20 protein-coding genes are annotated in these 21,456 nt (G+C 39.7%); 1 reads left to right on the forward strand and 19 read right to left on the reverse strand.

Annotated elements, in window-relative coordinates; translation table 11 throughout:
- Positions 1-2 precede the first annotated feature (2 nt).
- The 16 genes from LKD48_RS07210 to LKD48_RS07285 all read right to left on the reverse strand — a co-directional run bounded on the left by LKD48_RS07210 (position 3) and on the right by LKD48_RS07285 (position 17,605).
- Entirely contained in the window at positions 3-1,304 is a 1,302-nt protein-coding gene (locus tag LKD48_RS07210) for an LCP family protein (protein WP_118612076.1), read from the reverse strand.
- 50 nt (positions 1,305-1,354) lie between these two features.
- Positions 1,355-2,770: an undecaprenyl-phosphate glucose phosphotransferase gene (locus tag LKD48_RS07215; RefSeq protein ID WP_118612075.1), complete on the reverse strand. Its 1,416-nt coding sequence runs from the start codon at positions 2,768-2,770 to the stop codon at positions 1,355-1,357.
- 154 nt (positions 2,771-2,924) lie between these two features.
- A complete protein-coding gene (locus LKD48_RS07220; protein WP_118612074.1) occupies positions 2,925-3,902 on the reverse strand; it encodes a glycosyltransferase family 2 protein in 978 nt (325 codons plus the stop codon).
- A gap of 24 nt (positions 3,903-3,926) precedes the next feature.
- Positions 3,927-6,086: a glycosyltransferase family 2 protein gene (locus LKD48_RS07225; RefSeq protein ID WP_308731598.1), complete on the reverse strand. Its 2,160-nt coding sequence runs from the start codon at positions 6,084-6,086 to the stop codon at positions 3,927-3,929.
- Positions 6,087-6,119: 33 nt separating this feature from the next.
- On the reverse strand, positions 6,120-8,252 hold the full coding sequence (locus tag LKD48_RS07230; RefSeq protein WP_308731599.1) for a glycosyltransferase family 2 protein: 2,133 nt from the start codon (positions 8,250-8,252) through the stop codon (positions 6,120-6,122).
- Positions 8,253-8,290: 38 nt separating this feature from the next.
- Positions 8,291-9,028: an ABC transporter ATP-binding protein gene (locus LKD48_RS07235; protein ID WP_308731600.1), complete on the reverse strand. Its 738-nt coding sequence runs from the start codon at positions 9,026-9,028 to the stop codon at positions 8,291-8,293.
- A gap of 83 nt (positions 9,029-9,111) precedes the next feature.
- Positions 9,112-10,140, reverse strand: a complete 1,029-nt coding sequence (locus tag LKD48_RS07240) for an ABC transporter permease (RefSeq protein ID WP_118612070.1) — start codon at positions 10,138-10,140, stop codon at positions 9,112-9,114.
- Between the two features lie 29 nt (positions 10,141-10,169).
- Positions 10,170-10,727, reverse strand: coding sequence for a dTDP-4-dehydrorhamnose 3,5-epimerase (rfbC, locus tag LKD48_RS07245; protein ID WP_066562413.1), 558 nt, complete (start codon positions 10,725-10,727; stop codon positions 10,170-10,172).
- Between the two features lie 36 nt (positions 10,728-10,763).
- Positions 10,764-11,684, reverse strand: coding sequence for a glycosyltransferase family 2 protein (locus LKD48_RS07250; RefSeq protein ID WP_308731601.1), 921 nt, complete (start codon positions 11,682-11,684; stop codon positions 10,764-10,766).
- 80 nt (positions 11,685-11,764) lie between these two features.
- Positions 11,765-13,066: an O-antigen polymerase gene (locus LKD48_RS07255; RefSeq protein ID WP_308731612.1), complete on the reverse strand. Its 1,302-nt coding sequence runs from the start codon at positions 13,064-13,066 to the stop codon at positions 11,765-11,767.
- Positions 13,067-13,133: 67 nt separating this feature from the next.
- Positions 13,134-13,397, reverse strand: coding sequence for an HPr family phosphocarrier protein (locus tag LKD48_RS07260; protein WP_066562415.1), 264 nt, complete (start codon positions 13,395-13,397; stop codon positions 13,134-13,136).
- 70 nt (positions 13,398-13,467) lie between these two features.
- Positions 13,468-14,889, reverse strand: a complete 1,422-nt coding sequence (locus tag LKD48_RS07265) for a CdaR family protein (RefSeq protein WP_308731602.1) — start codon at positions 14,887-14,889, stop codon at positions 13,468-13,470.
- Positions 14,879-15,745 (reverse strand): diadenylate cyclase CdaA, encoded by an 867-nt coding sequence (gene cdaA, locus LKD48_RS07270; protein ID WP_227100011.1) that lies wholly within the window; start codon positions 15,743-15,745, stop codon positions 14,879-14,881. The genes LKD48_RS07265 and cdaA overlap by 11 nt, the downstream gene beginning before the upstream one ends.
- A 20-nt stretch (positions 15,746-15,765) precedes the next feature.
- Positions 15,766-16,767 carry a hypothetical protein gene (locus tag LKD48_RS07275; RefSeq protein WP_118612065.1) on the reverse strand — a complete coding sequence of 334 codons (1,002 nt, stop codon included), beginning with the start codon at positions 16,765-16,767 and terminating at the stop codon, positions 15,766-15,768.
- The gene (locus tag LKD48_RS07280) at positions 16,730-17,167 is read right to left on the reverse strand and encodes a hypothetical protein (protein WP_118612064.1); all 438 of its coding nucleotides are present in this window, start codon (positions 17,165-17,167) and stop codon (positions 16,730-16,732) included. Before LKD48_RS07280 ends, LKD48_RS07275 begins: the two co-directional genes overlap by 38 nt.
- A 162-nt stretch (positions 17,168-17,329) precedes the next feature.
- Positions 17,330-17,605 carry a DUF6465 family protein gene (locus LKD48_RS07285; RefSeq protein ID WP_118612063.1) on the reverse strand — a complete coding sequence of 92 codons (276 nt, stop codon included), beginning with the start codon at positions 17,603-17,605 and terminating at the stop codon, positions 17,330-17,332.
- Between the two features lie 266 nt (positions 17,606-17,871).
- Here LKD48_RS07285 and LKD48_RS07290 point away from each other — a divergent pair, with 266 nt between their 5' ends.
- On the forward strand, positions 17,872-18,534 hold the full coding sequence (locus LKD48_RS07290) for an HdeD family acid-resistance protein (protein ID WP_308731603.1): 663 nt from the start codon (positions 17,872-17,874) through the stop codon (positions 18,532-18,534).
- Between the two features lie 60 nt (positions 18,535-18,594).
- Here the strand turns inward: LKD48_RS07290 and LKD48_RS07295 are convergent, their stop codons facing one another.
- The 3 genes from LKD48_RS07295 to LKD48_RS07305 all read right to left on the reverse strand — a co-directional run bounded on the left by LKD48_RS07295 (position 18,595) and on the right by LKD48_RS07305 (position 21,396).
- Positions 18,595-19,725 (reverse strand): aldo/keto reductase, encoded by a 1,131-nt coding sequence (locus tag LKD48_RS07295; RefSeq protein ID WP_066562633.1) that lies wholly within the window; start codon positions 19,723-19,725, stop codon positions 18,595-18,597.
- Positions 19,726-19,851: 126 nt separating this feature from the next.
- On the reverse strand, positions 19,852-20,085 hold the full coding sequence (locus LKD48_RS07300) for a DUF896 domain-containing protein (RefSeq protein WP_118612061.1): 234 nt from the start codon (positions 20,083-20,085) through the stop codon (positions 19,852-19,854).
- 36 nt (positions 20,086-20,121) lie between these two features.
- Positions 20,122-21,396 carry a rhamnogalacturonidase gene (locus LKD48_RS07305; RefSeq protein ID WP_308731604.1) on the reverse strand — a complete coding sequence of 425 codons (1,275 nt, stop codon included), beginning with the start codon at positions 21,394-21,396 and terminating at the stop codon, positions 20,122-20,124.
- Positions 21,397-21,456 lie beyond the last annotated feature (60 nt).

A 21,456-nucleotide genomic window follows, 5' to 3' on the forward strand; every position in this document is an offset into this window, starting at 1 on the left:
ATTTACTGTCCGACTCCAAATGCTTTCTGAATGGTATAGCTAATGTCTTTTACTGTCTGGGATGGTTCATATCCATCATCGCCAAACAAATATGTGTGAAGCTTCTTTACATCTCCTGCCAGATCAGTGCAGACTAATGAATCCTTTACGCCAAAGACACCAAGCGTTCCAAGTGTCAGATCATACGTATACGGGAATCCTTCTGTATCAGTAATACTATAGCTGTTTACATCTGCTGCCAGAGCAAACAATTCATCATTCGACAGCGTTGTATTGATATTTGGACACGCATAGCGCACTGCTGTAAGAAGTGCTGATGGTGACGCTACCTTTGCCTGCTGAAGCATCTTATCGATTACTTCGCGCTGACGGCTTGTTCTTCCCATATCCATACCTGTCGTATAACGGTTACGACAATATGCAACTGCATATACACCATTACAAAGCTGATAACCTGCCTGTGTCAGCTGAGGCTGCCAGATACCTGTTGCCTCCTCGATCTCCGTGATGTAACCTGTAATATATCCCTTTTCAACTTCTTCCGGAGTGATATCAAGATAAATGCCGCCGATCGCATCAATAACACGAATAAGTGCTGCCCAGTTAACTACAACAACATCCTGAATCTGAAGATCAAGATTCATATTGATCATACTGATCATATCAGTGTCGCTTCCCTTTGCAAACTCAGAATTTGCAAGGTCAAATTCATCTCTTGAATACATCTTAAGAAGTGTATCACGATAAATAGACACCAGCTTAACTTCCTTTGTTTTTACATTGATGCTGCAGATCATCATAACGTCAGACTGAACACCATTTCCACCGCCAAGATTAGCCTGATCTCTTGCATCAACACCAACTAATAAAATATTCCAGTAACCATTTACTGTTTCCTGATGACTTAAAATATCATCGACTGTCGTAGCCTGTGTAACCTCACTTACATTGATCACACTTCCAGGCTTTGCAGATGAAGACTCTGGCACACTTTCCTGCTCACCAGATTTTTCAGACTCTTTTTCCTGTTCCTTGCTTTGCGGCTCCGTCGTGGCTGTCTGCGCCTCCTCCTGCTGATCATTATCTCCATTATTTGCAAACGTTGCTACGTAAATTTCTTTCTGATTAATTGTTGAACGCTGCATCGTGTTGAGAATACTAACTGCATAACAGCAAATAGAAAGTGCACAGACAAGAAGGAACTCTGTAATTACTAAAAGAGTTCGTCTGACTCTTCTTGCCTTAGCAGCCTTTTTTCTCTGCTGCTCTCTTTTGTTTTTCATTGAGGAACGTTTTTCAGCCATTTTCTTATTATGCCTTTCTGTAGCCTGCCATCTATACAGGTACTATTTTTTTAATATGCATTCTTATTGACAAAGCCTTTAAATACAGTCAAGAATAAAATCCGGATATCAAAGCTGACACTCCAGTTTTCAATGTAGAAAAGATCAAGTTCAATGCGCTTACGAATGGATGTATCTCCTCGAAGACCATTCACCTGTGCCCATCCAGTCATACCTGGACGAACCTGATGCTTAATCATGTAACGTGGAATCTCTTCCTTAAACTTATCGACAAAAAACGGTCGTTCCGGACGCGGACCAATCAGGCTCATATCGCCCTTTAAAACATTAAAGAGCTGTGGAAGCTCATCAATACTTGTTTTCCTTATAAATCGGCCAACCGGAGTCACTCTCACATCGTTCTTTGTCGTCCATTTGCTTACCTCCTCGGAAGCCTTCTGAACAGTCATTGAACGAAACTTATACATTTTGAATGTACGATTGTGAAGCCCGACACGCTCCTGCTTAAAAATGAGCGGTCCCGGTGAGCTTAACTTTACTGCAATAGCAGCTGCCAGCATAATTGGTGAAAACAAGACTATGCAAAGCAGCGATCCTACAATATCCATCGCACGCTTTATAAATGCATTTCCTGCCTCCATAAGCGGTACATGGCGTATATGGATAAGCGGAAGGCCAAGAAAATCAACCGTATATGGCTTCGTGGAGATGATATCGTTATAATCTGGAACAAACTCAGTGTGAACACCTGATTTCTCACAAACATGAACGATCTCCTCGAGACGGTCGTATTCCTTTAGCTTCAATGTAATGATGATGCTCTCTGCAATATTTTTTGAAAGATATTCCTCCAAAGACTCTATTGGACCAAGAACTGAAATGCCCCTCACTGACTCATTTGTGTGTAAATGATCATCTAAGATACCTAGAATATCATATCCCCACTGCTTATGCGTCATAACACGTTCAATATAAGCCTCTGCTGCCTGACTGTAACCGACAATCAATACTGGTTTTCGGTTGAAGCGGCTGTTTCCAAGCTTCATCAGGATGAATCGGAATATATTTCTCCAGACAACCATAAATATTGTATTTAAAATGGTCATCCATAAAATCATCATTCGCGAAAAGCCAACAATCCAGTTGTAGCCCTCTGTGTTTGAAATCACAAAGAATACGGCAAATAAAATCAATGCGCCAATAATATTTACTTTGCCGATTAAAACTGCCTCTTTTCTTCTTCCTGTCATGCGAAACGAACCATATATATGGAAGAACGCATACAGCATCAGATAGCTTATAACAATAATCATAAGCGGCGGCCAGTAATTACGGCTGTCAAATGGCGCCAGATTATTTTGAAGTGCAAACTGGATCAGATAACTGATCACGTAAGATACGGTCAGCACAATTGCATCAATCACAACACTTACTGCCGTATAGGTTTGTTGTTTTCCTGTATTCATAAAAACCCTTTCAGGAACTGCTTTTTAAGCAGCATGTAAGCCTTTGATAAAGAAAAACTGTCAAAAGCCGTACCTATCATACTTGAAAATTGCCAAAAGTACAACCCCAAATTTCCTGTATTTTGAAATTGTAAGAAAAACGTAACTATTCTGCTTATAGCTTTCGCTTTGCCAGCTCTATAATATACGTAATTGTATTTTCCCACAGTTCCTTTTGTATCTGCCAATAATTTCGTATATCTCTTCCTCTAAAAAATACCTTTTTACATTTTTTTCTAGTTGAGATTCCTTCCTTTAATCCATCGACATAATCCTTTCCAAAGCCGATCTTCATAAAGAAACACCATTTTACAAAATATCCTGCTACCAATGCCGGTGCATTTAAAATAAGCTGTGGCAGCGGCATATTCTTATAGTTGACATACACTGAATTTCGTGCAGAAAGCTTTACCTTGAAACTATTATATTTAGAACCGCTTGTTCCACTGCCCACATGGTATACCTTTGCTGTCGGACAATATACATTTCGATATCCCTGAATCTTCGCCCTATAGCCAAGATCTAGATCCTCTAAATACGCAAAATGCAGTTCATCAAATAATCCTACCTTTGCAAACAGTTCTCTTCGGTACATAGCAGCACCTGCACAAGCTGAAAAAACTTCAGCCGGCTCACGATAGTCACCAACTGGCTGACCCACACCTCGCTGAAATGCCCAGCCAAGACAAGTGTAAAGATCACCAGCATCATCCATCTTTTCATGGTCATGAAACTGAATCATCTTGCAGCTTACAGAAAAAATATCATCAGCTGATTCCATTGTCTTTATCAGTTCCTCTACCATCTTCGGGAAGGAACGTGTATCGTTATTTAACAACAGTACATATGGTGTCGTGCACATGCCAATTCCCACATTGACACCTCCGGAAAAGCCAAGATTGTGTCTCATTACTGCAATCTTTACCCACGGATAATGTTCTCTTATATAAGAAACACTGTCATCCTGCGATGCATTGTCAATCACAAGCGTCTCAAAATCCTTGCTTGTCTGACGCTCCAATGAAGAAAGGCAATCATCTAAAAAACGCTTTCCATTATAGTTCGGAATGACAATCGTTACTTTCTTTTCCATTCTGCTACCCATGCCTTTCCACAATTATTTTTTTGATGCTGAATATTCTCCTCGCGCAATCAGCTGCTGCTTACGCGCTTCTTTTATAGTATGGTTAATTTTGTAATACTCCAGATAAGACAAATTCGGGTTATAATATGGATCAACAAAAGTTGACAAAATATCCCACTTTGAATTTAAAAGCATCATCTCGTTTCCAAAACGAATGAAACGCTCTGTCGTATCTTCCATACCTCTTGATTTTGACTCATAGTGGAAAAGTTTTACATCGGCATCATATACAATAAGATAACCAGCTTTTCTTACCTTCAGACAAAAATCAACATCATTAAACGCAACCTGGAACTCATCTTCAAGTCCGCCTACTTCCTCATATACTGATCTTTTTACAAGAAGACATGCTGCTGTAACTGCTGACACATCCTGTGAAGAAATAGCTCTTCCCATGTAACCTGGATCATCCTCATGAATACCCTTAAAGACATGATCTGCCAGTCCGCCAGCGCCTACCAAAACACCGGCATGCTGGACGGTATGATCATTGTATAACAGTTTTGCACCAACAATACCAACCTCAGGACGCATGCAAAAGCCCAACATGCTCTGGAAAATATCTGGTGTTATAAGCTCAACATCATTATTCAGCAGCATGATATAATCACCCTTTGCAAACTTAAAGCCAAAGTTGTTGATTGCAGAGTAATTAAAGCCAGCTTCCCAATACACAACCTTTACGTTGTCATGCTCCTTTTCAATCTTTTCATAGTAAGCAAAAGTCTCCGGCAATACACTATTATTTTCAATGATAATAAACTCATAATTTTGATAGTCAGCACGCTCAAAAAATGAATTTAGGCATACATCTAAATCGTCTGTGTGGTCCTTATTAGGAATCAGGATAGATACAAGCGGTTCTTCTTTTAATGTAAACTTTGTCTGATACCAGCCATCAACAGCACCTTCCTGTGCACGTGCGTTCCATCCAATACGCTTATAATGCGCATTTAATGCTGCCTTTCCTGCATGAATTGCATACATCTTGTTTCCCTGATTTGCTGCGGTTGACTGATTTGAGCAGCGCCAATGATACAAAATGCGCGGACAGTGATAGATTTTTTTGGTGTTCTCCGTCAGACGAAGCACAAAATCATAATCCTGTGCGCCATCAAATTTCTCGTTCAGTCCTCCTACAGTGTCTACAAGTGATTTTCTCACTGCAAGAAAATGACACATATAATTATTTGCATGGAGCAAATCGATATTAAAATCAGACTTGAAATGCGGATAAAAATAATGAGCTGCATACTCATCTGTCTTATCCTCATCACTGTAGAATACATCAATCGTCTTGTCTTTATTTAGTGCATCTGCGTAGCAAAATAGTGCATCTGGCTCCAAAAAGTCATCATGATCCAAAAAAGCAATAAACTCACCTGTTGATGCGGCAATACCAGCATTTGTGTTTTGTGCAATTCCAAGATTTTTTTCAAGACGAATCACCCTGATACGCTTATCTCTCATTGCCCAGTTTTCTAATAGTGATGTCAGATGTACATCCTCTGGAGATGCATTTACAAGACACAGCTCCCAGTTTGCATAGCTTTGGTACATCATAGAACGCACCAAATCCTTTAAAAATTTTGCCGGAGTATGATAAAGCGGAACAACAACAGAGAACTTCGGTGCATACGAAAATTTTGTTTTACGCTGTGCAAAAAGCTCCTGTCTGCTGACACGCATAATACGAAGCCATGTATCGTAATCCGCATACTCATTTCCTGTCAGCTTCTTTTTTAGCCAAATCAGGCTTTTCTTTGTACTTACGTACTGTGCCTTGCTTTCCTTTAAAAACTTTCTTGCTGCAATCAATGCTGGGTTTAATGGAAGGCTCTGCTCAGAAATAACATTTCCCTGTGCATTCTTTTCCTTAAAATAAACTGTTACCAGATGCTGACCATGAAATGGAATCTCAAGAAAGATTCCAACATGGCCTGCCTTTGGATCGCCATATTTAGCAAGACCTACATCTGGTCTTGCTGCCCATGTAACGATTACATCAACTGGTGTCTTTTTCTCATCGGTAACTGTAATTTCTATCTCATTCTCCGTAACAGATGACACAGCCCAACCAGTTGCAAATATTTTTCCGTTTTTTACAAATATCGAATCAAAACAATATTCCATTGCTTTTCCTTTCGCGTTTGATACCATCCTGCCTTATGGCAGCTTGTAATAACCGTTTTTCAGTGAAAGATTTCTATTGTAATAAGGATCAGTGCCCATTACATGCTTCCACTTATTTTTCATATATTCTGCTTCTCTTGCCAGTCTTACCTGCTTCTGCGGTGAATCCTCATATCCTCTTGAACGTGACTCATAATGATACAGATGTGCAAATGCATCATACACAACAAGATATCCTGCCTCGCGAAGCTTAAGACACAGATCCACATCATTGTAGGATACTGCAAGATGCTCGTCCATACCACCAACTTCTTCATACACCTTCTTACGAATAAGAAGACATGCTCCGGTTACTGCAGAAAGATCCTGTGAAAATGAAGCTCGTCCCATATAGCCTGGATCATACTCTGGGTATTCCAAAAACTGATGGAATGCCACTCCCTCAACACCAACTATAACACCAGCATGCTGGACTGTATCATCCTCATATAACAGCTTTGCACCTACAGCACCTACATCTGATCTTCTTGCATAGCCAACCATGCTTACAAGAAAATCTGGATCAATTACCTGTGTATCGTTATTTAATAAAAGAAGATATTCTCCATTAGCTTTTTTAGCTGCAAAATTTTGAATTGCTGCATAATTAAAGCCATGCTTCTCAGAATGACGTGCATCATCCATCTTCCAGGTTTCTACACGTATGCGCTCATCCTGTTTCTTTAACTTTTCATAATAGTCAAAAGTTGCCTGATCCTCACTATTATTTTCGATAATAAGAATCTCAAAATTTGTATATTCTTTTGTGGCAAGAAGTGATCTCACACAGCGATCAAGATCCTCTGTATGGTCTTTATTAGGAATCACAATTGTCACAAGAGGACGCTCTGTATACAGATACGTTGTCTTATAATACCCTGGTAAAAATGTATTGTCAACCTTCGCCTCAATTCCATGACGATCATAATATTCCTGCAGTGCACGCTTTCCAGCCTCAAATGCATATGATTTACTGTCTGTATTTGCAGAAGTGGAACCTTTATGGCAGCGCCAGCTATAGAGAATCTTTGGAACATGAACAACACTCTTACTCTCATCAATACAGCGAAGCACCAGATCAAAATCCTGCGCACCATCAAAATTCGGGCGGAAACCGCCGACCTTTTTTATAATAGATGTCTTCACTGCAAAAAAGTGACAGATATAATTGTTTGTGTGAAGAAGATCTGGATTATAATCTGACTTAAAATGAGGAAAATAATGAAGCTTTCCTTCCTGATCTACCTTATCCTCATCACTGTATATACAATCAGCATCACCATTTTCGTTTATTGCTTTTACAAATTCAAATAAAGCATTCGGTGACAGAAAATCATCATGATCAAGAAGTGCTGTATAGCTGCCTGTCGCAAGCGCCAGTGCCTCATTTGTATTTCCTGCAATTCCCAAATTTTTTTCCAATTTACGGTACTTGATTCGTGGCTCTTTGCTCATATATTTACGCACCTGCGCATCAAGTTCTTCATCCTCTGGGCTTCCATTTGCAAGGCACAGCTCCCAATTTTCGTAAGTCTGCTTTTGTACACTTTGAATCATATCATCTAAAAAATCTAGCGGTGTATGATACAGCGGAACAATAATTGAAAACTTCGGATGAAGTGCAAAGTGAGTAGTCTTTTCTTTCAGGCGCTTAGCAAACCCTGGATACTGCTTCTCGTACCAGATTGCGTATTTTTTTTCCTCTGGTTCAAGATCCATATATTTTTCCTCGAGACAGAAATCTTTAATGCTTTTGGCACGCTGCAGTCGGCGAATACGACCCTTAATGCCATGCTGATAGCGATAAGCAGCCAAAAGACCTGGACAGTCAATAAGCTGCTCTAATACATCCTCTGGATGTTCCTTACTTGTAAATACCGCGTAGCAATTTGTCATTTCACCCGGCTCAAATGAAAATGTAAGACCATATTTGTCAAAGGACGCATCCTGATAAATGACCTGTCCTACATCGGCACGTTTTACGCGGCTTACCTGAGCATCAAGGATGCTTCCATCCTCCTTGCGAATGGTAAGACACACCTCGTCTCCTGCCATTTCTGGTGCCGCCCATCCAGCACAAGTCACTTTTCCATTCAGATATACAACTGAATCTAACGAACTTCTCATACCAATCCTTTCTGCCCGAAGCTTTGCATCTGTTTTTGTTACAGTCTGTAGGCGTCACACACTTCCTTAACATCGCCAAACATCTTCACCGTATGGTTTTCAAGCCATACAACACGGTTGCACATTTCACGAATCTGGTCCAGATTGTGTGATACATATAAAACTGTAGTTCCTCCCGCCATCAATTCCATCATACGTGCGTGGCTCTTTTTCTGGAAATTTTCATCGCCAACAGAAAGGATTTCATCAACGATCAAAATTTCAGGGTTGACAACCGTTGCGATTGAAAAAGCCAGACGCATCAGCATACCTGATGAATAATTTCGAATCGGTGTATTGATAAACTCACCGAGTTCTGAAAATTCCAATATGTCGTTATAGCGTGATTCAAGAAATTCCTTTGAATATCCTAAAACCGCACCGTTTAAATAAATATTTTCCTTTCCGGTCAAATCGTAGTCAAAGCCGGAGCCAAGCTCAAGCATCGGCACAATACCACCTCCGCGATAAACGCTTCCTTCTGTTGGTTTTAAAATTCCGGAAATGATCTTTAAAATTGTACTTTTTCCAGCTCCGTTTCGGCCTATTAAACCGATTACCTCGCCTCTTTTTACATCAAATGACACATTCTTAAGCGCCCAAAAATCCTTATATTCCACCTGGCGCTTAAGCATCTTTGTCACCATCTCCTTAATACTCGTAACCCTGTCGTTTGCCATGCGAAAACGCATAGACACATTTTCGACGCGGATTATGCTGCTATTTTCATCTGCCATTTTTATTAACTATGCCTTTCCATAACCTGCAAAAACCTTCAAAAGCTTTCAAAAGCCTTCGAATTGTAATGATCTTTATAAACTTAGATATACAGTACAAACTGATCCTGCGTCTTTTTAAATACTGTGCCGCCGATTATAATCATGACAAGTGAACAAATCGCACAGATAAAATACTCGCTGATTGCAGGAGAACATCCATCAATAATAATAGTACGTACAAACGTTACATAATGATACAGAGGATTAAACTGCATCACCTTAGCCAGCCATCCTGCACCACTTCTTTCCAGCATACCTGTACTGTAGATGATCGGTGTTGCATACATCCACATGGTAGAAATAACTCCCCACAAAAACTCAACATCATGGAAAAATACCATGAGGCTTGAAAGCAGAAATCCCATGCCAACTGCAAAAGAAATCACAAAAATAAGTGCAAGCGGCAGCAAAAGAATTGACCAGCGAATATACAAACCATTAAACAGACCATAGAAAATCGTAACCAGAAGAAGCGGAACCATTGAAAGCACCATGTTGATGCTTGCAGACAGAACCTTTGTAACCGGATAAATATATTTTGGAACATAAACCTTTGTAATCAAAGATGCATTGCTGATAATTGCACGCATTGCCTGATTACAGCAATCATTAAATCCATTGAAGATTACAATACCGCAAAGCAGGTAAATTGCATAGTGCTGAACACCTGCATCACGCACGCCAAGCAGCTTACTGAATACAACATACTGTACGGTCATCATCAAAAGCGGATTTAAAAAGCTCCAAAATACACCAAGCACTGATCTCTTGTACTTAATTTTAAAATCTCTTGAGATCAGCTGCTCCATCAAGAACTCATACTTTGCAAGTGTCTGAATAAAGGAGCCTCCCGCTGTAGTTAAGCCCTTCTTTTCTCTGTTAACCATGTGCACACCATATAATGCAAGCGCTAACAAAACTGCGACCTCAAACACAAAAGCTGTAACAATTCCTGATGTGCTTGATCCAATCTGAGGCCATGCTAAAAAATCCACAAGCAAAAATAAAAGAAATAATGTCGCAACTGCTACTTTACTGACCTTTTTTAAATCATATTTTTTATTATTCATATTCTTTCTTTATCCTGCTATCACCTTTTTTATTCAAAATGGAAGGTATCCTTTAATCCCAACCACTTCTTATCCTTCTCAGAAAGAATCGGCTCTACACCCTCTGGAATCGGCCAGTCAATTCCGATCTCAGGATCACTCCAAAGCACACCGCCCTCATCGCCTGGATGATAAAAATCAGTACACTTATAAGCAAACTCAGCCTCATCAGTCAATACTACAAATCCATGCGCAAAGCCTTCTGGAATATAGAACATCTTCTTATTTTCAGCAGTCAGCTCAACACCAAACCACTTTCCGTATGTCTTTGAATTAGCACGCAGATCGACAGCTACATCAAACACACCACCGCGAATTGCACGAACGAGCTTACCCTGTGGATACTGCTTCTGGAAGTGAAGTCCACGCAATACACCCTTTACGGACATAGACTGATTATCCTGAACAAACTTCATATCTAATCCAGCCTCAGCAAAATCATTATAATTATAAGTCTCTACAAAATAACCTCTCTCATCCTTAAATACGGTAGGCTCGATTACATATAATCCCTCAATATCACAGCCTGTTACTTTAATTTTTCCCATTTTATCTTTTCCTCCTATTTTTTGTTTATGAGATTTTTATTCCTGCCAATATTTTTTATTCATTGTGCAGAAACTAATCAGCTTCTTTGGCAGCTTATAATATTTTTCTCCAAGCTTGTAGCCCACAACCTTGCAGCCTGAAATATATACAAGGCGAAACAGTTGTCCAAACTCATGATGACGAATCAGATAGCGTGCGGTATCGAACACAAGGCGTTTGCCCTCACCAAGTGTCTCCACATTGTGAAATGTCTCCTGATTATCTGCATGTGAAACACCATTATCGAAATTTCTTTGAAACTGCTGAAATCCCGTATAATTGTGTGAGTGAATCACTCTCGCCTCCGCCACATAAGCCACAGAGTAGCCCGCATTGATAGCTGTGGACGCAAAGACCATATCTTCATTAAATATTGCCTCCGGCAAAAATCCACCTAATTCCTCATACGTACTTTTGCGGTACATTGCACATGAATTTGAACAAAAATAAGTTTTAATTCCAAGTGCCTGAATATCTGCCTGTGTCTTTACCCTGCTTTCTGCCGGGTAATTAAAATTTCTGGTAAAGCGTTCAATTGCTGAGTCTGTCTTTTTGGCAAGCTGTCTGGCATATGCTGCTGCTACAAGCGGATCGTCAAACGCTTTTGCTAAATACTCTACCAAATGAGTATCAGCCGGGACTGCATCCTGTGTCATAAACAGCATCAAATCAGCAGTTGATTTTCTTGCTGCCATATCTCTTGTCGCACCATGATCAAATTCTTCCGGCGCAATATGATAAACTTCCATATTGGCTGGCCAGCGAAGATTCTTTGGAAAACCCGATTCATCTGTGTTGATCACAATAATGCGTTCTACCGGATGGGTCTGTTTTTCCAGCCGGTCTAAAATCTTTTGAAGCTTTTCATCCGGATAGCTCACCGGAATGATTACATCTACTGTTTTCTTTTCTTGCATATCTACCCACATTTCCGCCGTTATACGGCCTTTTATCGGCAATCCTATTTAGGATACCACAATCTAACTTTTTTGTAAATCTACTTTTTTACATATAAATAGAGTGCCCCCGTCAGTGTAAACCAAAACCATGTGGTTGGCACGGTAAACCACGACGAGAAAAATGACAATGTTAAATATAGCGCAAGCTGCGCGTAAAACAAATACAAAATCGGATTACGGCTTTTTCTGATTTTTTGTGTGAGCGCTGCGCAGACAGCACCAAGAATCAAACCAAATAAAAGAACGCCTATTAAACCAAAATCATAGTACGCATCGTAAATTAATGTCAGCGTATTAAGTTCTTTAATAGTAACAGGCATCTCAAAGGCAACTAACGCTGGAAAAACAAATTTCAGTCCTGTAAGCGCAAACACTGGAAACAGCTGTTTTAATCCAAAGGTATGCTCTACTAAGCCCTGCTGCAAGGCCTGTGTCAGGCAATTAAAATTCGAGTAATTATTTGCAATATACATATACGCATACTGCAAGAAAAGCGGCATATTCTCATTCTTCATCTGAAAAATGCTATTTAAATAGCCTGGCTCATAATTTCTTCTGATTGTCATAAAAACTGCTGCTGCAATTACAACTGCTGCAACTACACCAAGCATAGCAAACAACTTCTTCTTATTTACATTTGGACGCATCAGAAGAAAAATAAAAATTGGAAGCGCAAGTGTCAGAACAAATTGAAACTTGGAAACACTCAAAATCGGAATTGAGGCTGACAGCGCATTATATACAATCAGCTGAATCAATTTTCCTTTTCCAAGCGGCTGTCTGTCTTTTTTCTTTTCCGTATACATTAACAAATAAATCAAGGTCAGTGAATGCGTAAACATACAGCTGACTGTAAAATAATGTACACCTGAAATATGAAAATGATCATATGCGTGTGTCTCAGTTGAAAAAAGCGGCACATATCCTAAAATGACAGCTTCAAGAACAAATGTTGCAAATGTTACAAGTGATACAATGCGAATACAGCGAAATAGGCGATTTTGAAACTGCTCTTTTGTGACTTCTTTTTTTGGTGCCTGACCTTTGTTTTTTAATGTAATCGCCCGTCTTGAAAGCCATGCTTCTATTCCTTCATATCCTGCCAGAAATAAAAGATAAAAGCCACTAAATGAAAGCCATGCCTGACTAGTCCATGAAGACTGCAGATGACTTAGCTGCATAACGCCAAGCCCTTCTCCTGCTGTCCAAAAAATAGAAAGCAGAAATCGAAACGACACTAAGCTTTGATCTTTCTTATAAAAGTACAGCCCCATCACTACTGCTGCCACAAGAAGTACATATCCTGCCGCCACAAAAAATTCATTTTTTTCTAACGCCATAGCCAAAAATGTAAAAGCTCCATATATGGCACAAGGCAGAAGCAACTGTCTGCCTCTGCCCCCTATATTATTCGCCAAGACCATTTTCAATCCCCGCTATTACGGCCTTTAACGCTTCTTCTTCATCAACTCCGTCACAGACAACTTCAATTTCATCACCGTTTTTTACACCAGCACCGAGCACGCTTAATACGCTCTTTGCATTCGCGGTTACGCTGTTAAATTGGAACTGAACCTTTGATTTGTAGTTCATTGCGATCTTACATAAGATCCCTGCCGGTCTCAAATGAAACCCTGTCATGTTTTTTACTGTTATCTTCTGGCTTACCATACTGATTCCTCTTCCTTTCTTACCTCTATAACAAGACAAACTTTTGTCTGTCCGTTTCTACATGCTTGTTTTATTGTGCAGCAGTTTCTTGTGAAGTACTTTCCTGCGTTGTCTCAGTTGCTGTCTGTGATGAAGCTTCTGATGTTTCCTGCGTATTCGTCACTGAAGTACTCTGCGTTACAGTTGTACTCTCTGTCTCCTGCACTTCTTCTGTCTGGGCAGTTTTATCAATAATGCGAACTGATACAATCAGATCCCGCGTCATTGTATATGCACTGTCCAGCGTAAGAGTAACAGGAACATTTATATATTCTCCTGCTTCAAGACCTCCGACATCAATCGTACCCTGAAGCGTCTCTGGATTAAAACTATCAAGATCGGCCTGCAGTGCCTGAAGCGTCAATGTCAATACAGGGTCAATCAGTTCGTATTCATACTCTGGCTTTGTATTTACTAATTGAAACTGACTTGCATCAATCTGAAAGCTTTCCGTCTGGAGCTGTTCTAACTCGATTGTTACAGAAATTGTACCACTTTGCCCTTCAGAAAGTGTAATTCCCTCAGGAAGATACTGTTCAATCGCAATATCAAAAGTCTTATTGCTGCTTGCCCCGGTAATATCAAGCTCCCTGCTTGGAATACTTACTGTTGAAATGTTAGCTAGTGCATTTTTAGAACCAGATATTGTCAAAAGCTTCGGTGAGTAGTCTACCTTGCTCACCACATATCCATCTGCTGGTGTTCCACTGCTTCCTGCTATGCTTATACTTATTTCTTTCGCCTGATTTAAGCTTACCGTAACCTCTACTGTACTCTGACTGATTGTTAGGCCGCTTCCTGATAAGGTGCGATTATTTCCATCATATAGTGCAAGCGGTGCTGTCACGCTTCCTCCGTCTGTAATCGCGCTTAGATCTACATTTGCCTTGACCGCCGCCAGATTCGAAAATGCACTTGTCGGACCGCTTACAGTTACACGAGACGGATCGCTTGAAAGTGTTCCAACCTGATATCCTTCTGGAAGCTCTTTTGTAGTATTAAACTGCACAAGGTATGTGGCCGATTTTAATGTATCAAGCACAACCTTTACATACCCTTGTGACTGTGGATATTCCCAGCTTTGAATATATGTGGCAGATGATGCCTTTGTAATTTCAATGCTGATCTTGCTGGCTTCCGGTGCTTCCTTAACATCACCAATCACTTCTGTAAGATCCGCTTTTACTGTAAAATCATCGGCAGAAAGATATCTTAAACGGCTTCTATGAAGCTTAACTGGAATTGTGATAGCATTTGGTTTTGAAATTGCCACCATATTTTTCTCAGCCAAACCGCCTTCTTCATATGTGATCGGAACACTTACACTGCTTGTTATAACTGGATCCTGTGTATTGTTTAACACTAGCCACAAAAGGACTGCCAGTACAAACCCCAAAAGCTTAAGTGGAAAATTTTTGAGAAAAAGTTTTTGATTTTGACCTTTATTTTTCATGTCTCTTCCTTCCTTTCCTCAGCCTATCCCACACAGTCTGCGTCTTTTCACTGCTTTTTGTTCCGCCAAGCAATTCTCTGAGCTTGTCACTGTTAACATTTCGATACAGCTGTCCGTCCTTTGTCAGTGATACCTGTCCTGTCTCCTCTGACACAATAACTGTCAAAGCATCCGTCACTTCACTGATGCCAAGACCTGCGCGATGTCTTGTTCCAAGTTCCTTACTTATCGTTTTATTTTCCGATAAAGGCAGATAACATGTAGCAGCCGTGATTCTGTTTCCGCGAATCACAACAGCTCCATCATGAAGCGGAAGGTTGTGCTCAAAGATCTGCACCAGAAGCGGTGCACTTACAATGGCATCTAATAAAATACCAGTCGCAATATATTCGTTCAGCACAAATTTCTGCTCAATGACAATCAATGCTCCTGTCTTTGCACGCCCCATGCTAAAGGATGCACGAACAATCGCATCAATAGTATCATCTGCATTTTCTGCAACTTTATCTTTTGTGCTAGAAAGCGAAAAAAGTTCAAATAAATGATTTGTTCCAAGCTGCTCTAATGCACGGCGAATCTCCGGCTGAAAAATAACAAGCAATGCTGTCGCTACATACGGTGCGATTCTATTAAAAACCATTACAATATTATTCAGCTGTAAAATAACTGCCAGTATATACATCGCAAAAATAGCTGCCGCACCCTTTAACAGAATCCACGCCTTGCTCTGCTTAATCCATAAAATAATATGATAAATAAAATAGGTGAATATAGCAATCTCCAGGACATCGCTTAATGTCATGGAAGCCGCTGACCAGCGTATATAATTTTCATAAAATCCTCTGATGGCTTCCATCCTTCTATCCTTTCTCCTGCTTACGTGCGGAAATAATCATCCAGAGACTGGTCATCATCCAAAAAGGAATCCTCCTCGGACGTTTCGCCATCTCCTGCTTTTGTTATCGTAGTTACTTTTTTATCTGTTCTCGCAACAGAATATTTGGGTATTGCTCTAACATAATACACATAATTTTCATCCTCATATTCAAGAAATTCTGTATGCGTTCCATCTAACAAAAAGAGAAACACATGAAGAACACTCGAAATAAGAACACCAAGTATAATAGAAATACTTAGATACAGCAAATGAACAGTTACACCAAATGCTACATTGCCTACTAGGACAGTCAGAACATAACATGCTGTTCCTGCTGCGATTGCAATTGCCCATGCGTATGAATATGGAAGCTTTCGAATCATGTAAACAACAACAATTGTGACTACAAGTGCTGCCATTAATAGCAAAATACGTTCATTGCTTCCAATTGCCTTTATAAAATATGCCGCCTTTTCCATTGATGTCAATCTTTGAGCTGATGCCTCAAGTACTGAACTATTTTGGCGAAGCGTCAAAATCATGCCATATACAAATGTACCTGCCGCTGCCGGAATCACTGCAATTGGTCCACATAAAAGACCAATCGGAATTGCTGCGGCACCTGTCAGATTCAGCATTCCAACAAGACACATAACTGTGATCAGTATTGACTGTCTTGGTTTAAATATAAAATATGTCAATAACAAAAATAAAAAGAATGCTGCTGCTATCACACCTGCTTCCACTGAAATCATAAGCATATGGACTATTACAAATATTGCTACCAAAATTGAGCAGGCGTCAATAGGAATCATCACTGCAATAAGAGTAGCAACCACGATTTCTGCCCAGCTTCTAGGATTCATACTGCCTGATAGCTGACTGTGAATCATATAAAATACAAGAAATGCCAGCAAACATTTTGTGCAGATGCGCACATATGCTTCATAGCGGCCATAAACCTCACTTATCTTTTGCCGTAGTTCCAGCAGAGCTGTCATTGATCTGGCTCCTTTCCGTATAGTAATCCTCAAGTGCCATCAAATGCTGTCTATATTGACGAACTAAAACAGCTGCTGTGCGATAGCGTCTGCTATAACACTGATGAGCCATTGCAAGTACTGCTGTTAAAAAGCCAAGATATCCAACAACCCATATACAGCCGATTCTAATCAGCACCTGCCTTGAAAAAGAAACTGCCTGTGTACCATTGCCCATACAAATAACGCCTATAAGTGTAAGCAACAAATAGGCCATTGTATAGCAAATCCATATTTTAATCATCTGAATGGATACATAATCTTTTTTTCGGTATCCACATATTTCAATAGCGCGGCGTTCTTCCCTTTTTTGAATCATTGCCACTTGTGTCATCATGCGGATCTTTTCCTCTTTGATCATGCACTCACCTCACTCTACAGATTCTTTTTTTACTCTTTTTATAGTATAGCACACATTACTGGATTTTTGTAGAAGTTTTTTTAAAATTGTTAACTATTTAACGCGGTATAAAAAAAATAAAACAGCCCCTATGTTTTCACACAAGGACTGTCTTCTTCTCAATTACAGCTCAATGCTTCCGGTGATCTCACCGTTAATTACATAATGTGCCTTTCCTTCTTCTGGCTTTACATATACCTTTAAGTCAACCAACTCGGAAATCTTTCTCTTCATCTCTTTCTTCCACATTTCCTCAATGCGTGCAGTGATGCTGCTTAACTGAACTTCTTTACCATACCACTGAAGATATACTTCTCTTGTCTTCTTTACTGTAGCCTTCTTTGCTGTTTCTTTTGTCTCTGCAACTGCTGCAGTTTCCTTCTTTGTTTTTGCTGCCATATGTATAATCCTCCCATCTTGATCAATTCATATATAATGTACAAAGCCATTCTGTTAAAACAAAATGGCAATGCACGTGCAACCTTTATTTACATCAATTATAAATTATACTCTCCGCGTTTTAAAAAAGCAACCCATTTTATGAAAAATGGTTGTTTTTTCTAGCTTTATCTACTATAATCAAACTAGTTCTATCTAAGTTTCATAATAAAATCAGGCTGCTGTGCCGGCCTGCTACACGAATGGTACAGAGAAAAGAGGTTATCATGAAATTTTTAAAACAAAATTCCGTTAATCTTTTGATAAGCCTTTGTGAACTGATTATCGGAATCCTGCTTCTCATTGACCCTACAGGCTTTTCAAACGGAATCATTATCGCCTTCGGAGCAGCCTGCCTCGCCTTTGGTGTTGTACAGATCGTGTTTTACTGGAAAAAACCGCTTGCAGAGGCAATCTCGCGTTTTTATTTGATGAAGGGACTTATAAGTATTTCCGTTGGTCTTTTTTGTATATGCTTCTCCCACTGGTTTTTAGAAACCTTCAAGCTTCTTTCTTTCCTGTATGGAATTCTTCTTCTTATTTCTGGATTTTATAAGGTTCAGTGGAGTATTGATCTTCTTCGCCAAAAAGAAAAGCGTTGGTGGCTTGCCGCAGTAAGTGCCGGACTGTCCATTCTGTTTTCTCTTATTATCATCGGAAACCCATTTTCAACTGTTACTGTCACATGGATTTTTTCTGGTGTTGTGCTAATTGCAGAAGCAATTATTGATATTGTGATGCTTCTTTTAATTTGCGTATTTGTAAATGCTAAATTTCCAAAGATAAAGAAAAAAGAAAAATCTGTCAGTGATGATTCCGTGCAGCAGGCAGATACATCTTCACAGCCAACCTCATCTGAATCGTCAAATGACTCAAATGAAACTCCATAATTAATATTTTATCAAAAAAGATCAGTTAGCAGTTATGCCGCCTGATCTTTTTATTATTTCTTATCTAAATAGCTTTTCAACACGCTCGAGCTCTTTGCGAATCTGCAAATGCTGCGGACAATGACGCTCACAGAAACCACAGTTCTTGCAGTCTTCAATCAGCTTTCCGCCATCCTTTACATAATTATCGTACATCTTCTTTGCATGATCCTTAAGGCCGTATACATTGTAGTATGTAAACATGTTAAAGATCTTTGGAATCTCAATTCCTGCCGGACATGGCTGACAATATTTGCAGCCTGTGCAGTAAAGCTCACTAAACTTCTTTAACTGCTCCATTGCCTCTCCAAGCTGCTGCCACTCTTCTTTGGAAAATCCTGTGCTGTCAGATGCAAGTTTTGCATTTTGCTTTACCATATCAAGTGTCTGCATACCAGATAATGCGCAATTTAAGTCTGGATTGCCCAGAACAAACTTAAATGCAAGTTCATATGTTGCAATTGATTTCTTTCCAGTAAGCTTTGCATAAAGCTCTGTCGGTGCTGCCAGTCGTCCGCCGCCTACAGGACCCATTGCAACTGTTCCAACTCCATTAGATGCTGCATAATGAAGCATTTCCTCATTTGTTCTGTCAAGCAAATTGTACTGAACAAGCATACTCTCCATCGGAATACCGCGTTTTTTTGACTCATCAATAATATACTTAATTGCAAGCGGTTCATCATGGAAGGAGAAAGAAATATGACGAATCAGTCCCTCTTCTTTTGCTTTTGCAGCATCAGCAAGCAAATCCTGTGCCATGATTGTCTGATCAAATTCTTTACGATTAATTCCCCAGAAATGATAAAAATCCAAATGATCTGTTCCCAGCTTATCAAGACTATGCTCCAGTGCACGGCGATAATCACCAGGCTTCTTACAGACATCTAACGGAATTTTCGTTGATAACAATACCTTATCACGGAAGCCCTTAACTGCTCTTCCGACAGCTTCCTCACTATTACAATTGCAATATTTTGGTGCAGTATCAAAATAGTTAACTCCCTGACGATATGCCTCTGCCACCATCTCATCTACCTTGTCCTGATCCACATACATCTTTCCATCCTTTTCATATTCTGGAAAACGCATACATCCAAAACCAAGTGCAGAAATCTTCTCACCTGTATTTCCAAATTTTCTGTAATTCATACTTTTTACCATTCCCTTCTATAAAGTAAATACTGACAGCAAAGCCATCTCTTTAACTGTCAGTATATCATATTCCATTACTTAAAAAAAGAAAAAATTCTTTTCTTTTGATGTAATATCGTAGTATCATTCTTTAATCTTATTCAGCCAATCCTTACGGCGGTCTTTTACGTTAGTGATTGTTCCATCCGGATTTTGAATCTTCATCTGATCAAGAGAACTTCTCATATTTTCGCGGATTGAACGAAGATATTTCTGGCGCAGAGCTTGCTGTTCTTCCTTCTCTTCTGCTGTCAATGTTCCTTCTTTTTGCTTTTTTGCCAACTCATTGATTCTGGCAATTTCCTTTTCTGTTACCATAATTTTCTGCCTTTCTTGGTCTTTTGCTATTTGTTTTTAAGCCTCTATCACTACATTTACATTGATGATCTTCATATTTTCCACTGCATCTGCCTTGAAGCCATCATTTTTTGCCTGAATATCCAGATTTTCAAATGTAAAATCAGACAACTCATATTGTGCCTTATTTGGCTCTACATTAAAGTATGTTTCACACTTACACTTGCAATTTTTCATTGTCACATGATCTGCATAAGACAGCGGAATATCTTTACGATCCTTCAGATCGTAAAACTGTGTCCATGGATTAATATTGATAAAATTTGTAATGTTGCCCTCAATATTCTCAAGCGTAATATACTCATAATGCTGCGGTGTATCTGGGCGCATCTTTAACCATAAAAGATTACTTCCGCTTCCTACCTTAATGCGGCGCAGCAAAATATTTTTGTTGTGTACTGACTCTGATCCACATGTCAGACAGCCATGGCAGAAACCATACACACAATCCTCAACAAGAATACGCTCATTAGCACCATTCTCAGGCGCAGTATCTGCCCACGGACCCTTTCCTCCCTTTAATACAACAGAATCGTCATTTACCTCCAAATAGCAATTCTTCACCAAAATATCGCTGCACACATCAATGTCAATTGCATCTGTGCTTGGCGCCTTAACAGGTGATGCCGGTGAAAAAATACGACAGTTGAGATATTTGACATGATCACAGTGATAAAGATGTGTTGTCCAAAAATGTGAATTTTGCAAATTCAAATCTGCAATAAGCACATTTTTACAATTTGACAAATACACAAGGCGCGGACGCTGTTCGTCCTTATTCGTGCACTTTGGATTCCAGCTGCGGCGAAGCCAGAATGCTTTCCAAGAGCGCATTCCATTTCCATCAATAGTTCCCGGTCCACACATTACAAATCCATCTAATCCATCTGCATTGATTAGAGCTGAAAAATACAGACAGCTCTCTCCCTCAATTCTAGTCTCGCAAATCGGATAATCAGAACAGTCATCGCTTCCCTTTAACATACCGCCCTGTGCTACGTATAAATGAACGCCCTGCTTAAAAAAGAGTGCACCTGTCAAATATGTTCCTGATGGAACAACAATAACACCGCCGCCCTCTTTCGCTGCCAGATCAATCAATGCCTGAATTTCCTTTGTGTAAAGCTTTCCATCATCAAGGATACCATATGCAGTCAGAACATACTGTTTTCCAATTTTCTCCAATGAAGGTACATTTGTATCATAAAACCATCCATCTATTGGAGTGCCGTCTGGGAAAGTTTCACATACATTTATATTTTTGGTTTCCATGTCAGATCCTTCTTTCTTTTTTTCGCTCTTATTTTTATTCCCACTTCATCTTACCATGAC

Source organism: Anthropogastromicrobium aceti (assembly GCF_020687335.1).
Taxonomy (GTDB): Bacteria; Bacillota; Clostridia; order Lachnospirales; family Lachnospiraceae; genus Anthropogastromicrobium; species Anthropogastromicrobium aceti.

What these genes read in the sequence shown, in the direction of transcription:
- LKD48_RS07220 (WP_118612074.1), bottom strand. Translation starts at nt 3,902, where the DNA reads ATGGAAAAGAAAGTAACGATTGTCATTCCGAACTATAATGGAAAGCGT.
- LKD48_RS07230 (WP_308731599.1), bottom strand. Translation starts at nt 8,252, where the DNA reads ATGAGAAGTTCGTTAGATTCAGTTGTATATCTGAATGGAAAAGTGACT.
- LKD48_RS07210 (WP_118612076.1), bottom strand. Translation starts at nt 1,304, where the DNA reads ATGGCTGAAAAACGTTCCTCAATGAAAAACAAAAGAGAGCAGCAGAGA.
- LKD48_RS07290 (WP_308731603.1), top strand. Translation starts at nt 17,872, where the DNA reads ATGAAATTTTTAAAACAAAATTCCGTTAATCTTTTGATAAGCCTTTGT.
- LKD48_RS07285 (WP_118612063.1), bottom strand. Translation starts at nt 17,605, where the DNA reads ATGGCAGCAAAAACAAAGAAGGAAACTGCAGCAGTTGCAGAGACAAAA.
- LKD48_RS07275 (WP_118612065.1), bottom strand. Translation starts at nt 16,767, where the DNA reads ATGACAGCTCTGCTGGAACTACGGCAAAAGATAAGTGAGGTTTATGGC.
- LKD48_RS07225 (WP_308731598.1), bottom strand. Translation starts at nt 6,086, where the DNA reads ATGGAATATTGTTTTGATTCGATATTTGTAAAAAACGGAAAAATATTT.
- LKD48_RS07305 (WP_308731604.1), bottom strand. Translation starts at nt 21,396, where the DNA reads ATGGAAACCAAAAATATAAATGTATGTGAAACTTTCCCAGACGGCACT.
- LKD48_RS07280 (WP_118612064.1), bottom strand. Translation starts at nt 17,167, where the DNA reads ATGATCAAAGAGGAAAAGATCCGCATGATGACACAAGTGGCAATGATT.
- LKD48_RS07265 (WP_308731602.1), bottom strand. Translation starts at nt 14,889, where the DNA reads ATGAAAAATAAAGGTCAAAATCAAAAACTTTTTCTCAAAAATTTTCCA.
- LKD48_RS07300 (WP_118612061.1), bottom strand. Translation starts at nt 20,085, where the DNA reads ATGGTAACAGAAAAGGAAATTGCCAGAATCAATGAGTTGGCAAAAAAG.
- LKD48_RS07235 (WP_308731600.1), bottom strand. Translation starts at nt 9,028, where the DNA reads ATGGCAGATGAAAATAGCAGCATAATCCGCGTCGAAAATGTGTCTATG.
- LKD48_RS07260 (WP_066562415.1), bottom strand. Translation starts at nt 13,397, where the DNA reads ATGGTAAGCCAGAAGATAACAGTAAAAAACATGACAGGGTTTCATTTG.
- LKD48_RS07215 (WP_118612075.1), bottom strand. Translation starts at nt 2,770, where the DNA reads ATGAATACAGGAAAACAACAAACCTATACGGCAGTAAGTGTTGTGATT.
- rfbC (WP_066562413.1), bottom strand. Translation starts at nt 10,727, where the DNA reads ATGGGAAAAATTAAAGTAACAGGCTGTGATATTGAGGGATTATATGTA.
- LKD48_RS07255 (WP_308731612.1), bottom strand. Translation starts at nt 13,066, where the DNA reads ATGGCGTTAGAAAAAAATGAATTTTTTGTGGCGGCAGGATATGTACTT.
- LKD48_RS07240 (WP_118612070.1), bottom strand. Translation starts at nt 10,140, where the DNA reads ATGAATAATAAAAAATATGATTTAAAAAAGGTCAGTAAAGTAGCAGTT.
- LKD48_RS07295 (WP_066562633.1), bottom strand. Translation starts at nt 19,725, where the DNA reads ATGAATTACAGAAAATTTGGAAATACAGGTGAGAAGATTTCTGCACTT.
- LKD48_RS07250 (WP_308731601.1), bottom strand. Translation starts at nt 11,684, where the DNA reads ATGCAAGAAAAGAAAACAGTAGATGTAATCATTCCGGTGAGCTATCCG.
- cdaA (WP_227100011.1), bottom strand. Translation starts at nt 15,745, where the DNA reads ATGGAAGCCATCAGAGGATTTTATGAAAATTATATACGCTGGTCAGCG.